Origin of the sequence: Kocuria sp. KRD140, from assembly GCF_017168375.1 — a bacterium.
Lineage (GTDB): Bacteria > Actinomycetota > Actinomycetes > Actinomycetales > Micrococcaceae > Kocuria > Kocuria marina.
In genome coordinates this window covers 1-1,336 of record NZ_JABFAW010000025.1, presented here as the reverse complement: position 1 = coordinate 1,336, position 1,336 = coordinate 1, and the positions used below count along the sequence as shown (strand labels likewise).

Below are 1,336 nucleotides of genomic sequence, written 5' to 3'. Positions count from 1 at the left end.
GCGTTCTAGGCTGACGAAGCATGAGCGACTCCCGCGGATCGACCACCGTCCTGCTCGTGCGTCACGGCCGCACCCCCACGACGGGTGAGCTATTGCCGGGGCGTTCCTCGGGACTGCACCTGTCCGAGCAGGGGTGGGAGCAGGCGCGCGCCGCGGCCGAGCGGATTGCGGAACTGACCGTGAGCGCGCTGTACAGCTCTCCGCTCGAACGCGCGCGGGAGACCGCCCAGCCGAGTGCCGAGCTGCTGGGTCTGCCCGTCCGCGAGGACCCCGCGCTCCTGGAGCTCGACGTGGGGCAATGGACGGGGCGCGCGCTCAACGACCTCAACCGGTTGCCCGAGTGGCGCACCGTGCAGCACAACCCCTCCGCGTTCCGGTTCCCGGACGGGGAGAGCTTCCCCGAGATGCAGCAGCGCATGGTCGATGCCGTGGAGCGCCTGTGCACGTTCCACCCCGGTGGGACCGTGGTGTGCTTCTCCCACGCGGACCCCATTCGCGGGTTACTGGCCCACGCGATGGGCACGCCCCTGGACAACTTCCAGCGGCTCAGCGTGGGGCCGTGCTCGATCTCGGTGCTGTCCTATCCCGCGGCGCCCGACGGTGCGGATGAGCCCTCCGGCGACGACATGAATCCGGTGGTGCTCACGGTCAACTCCACGCGGGATTCCTTGCGGGAGCTGGTGGCGTCGTGACGGCGTCGTCGTGAGGGCGGCGTCGTGAGGGCCGAACGAGCGGACGAGCTGCTGCGCACGGGGGAGATCACGCTGCTCGGGCAGCTCGCGCGCAGCAGCAATGAGACGTTCCTCGTGGAGCTGCGCGCGCTGGCGTCGCAATCGGTCACCGGCACCGACGGCGACGCTCGTGCCGGCGAGGTCCCCGGCCCTGAAGCCGCCGAGGCCTGCTCGGCTCCCGCGATCGGCGACGACGCCGTTCCGGCCGACTCACCCGTCGCGGCACCCGACCCCGACAACGCAGCTCCCGCAGCGACGTCGTTCGGTCCGCCGGACTCGGACACGGCATGCTGGGCCATCTACAAACCCGAGCTCGGGGAGCGGCCCCTGCACGACTTCCCGCCGGGTCTGTACCGCCGGGAGCGCGCCGCGTACCTGCTCAGCGAGGCGCTCGGCTGGGGGATCGTCCCGCTCACCGTGATCCGGGACGACGCCCCGTTCGGGACGGGATCGCTGCAGATGTTCGTGGCCGCGGACCCCCGGGAGCACTACTTCACGATTGTGGAGGACCACCCGGACACCCACCCGGTGCTGCGCGCCATGGCCGCCTTCGACGTGCTGACCAACAACACCTGTCTCCTATACACATCTCCGAGCCCACGCAA

The 1,336-nt window shown here is 70.7% G+C and carries 1 protein-coding gene and 1 pseudogene; both read left to right on the top strand.

Annotation, left to right across the window (positions count from 1 at the left end; translation table 11 throughout):
- Positions 1–20 precede the first annotated feature (20 nt).
- Entirely contained in the window at positions 21–692 is a 672-nt protein-coding gene (locus J1M36_RS12475) for a histidine phosphatase family protein (RefSeq protein ID WP_098054142.1), read from the top strand.
- Positions 693–716: 24 nt separating this feature from the next.
- Positions 717–1,336 (top strand): annotated as a pseudogene (locus tag J1M36_RS12470) (hypothetical protein); the annotation flags it as partial.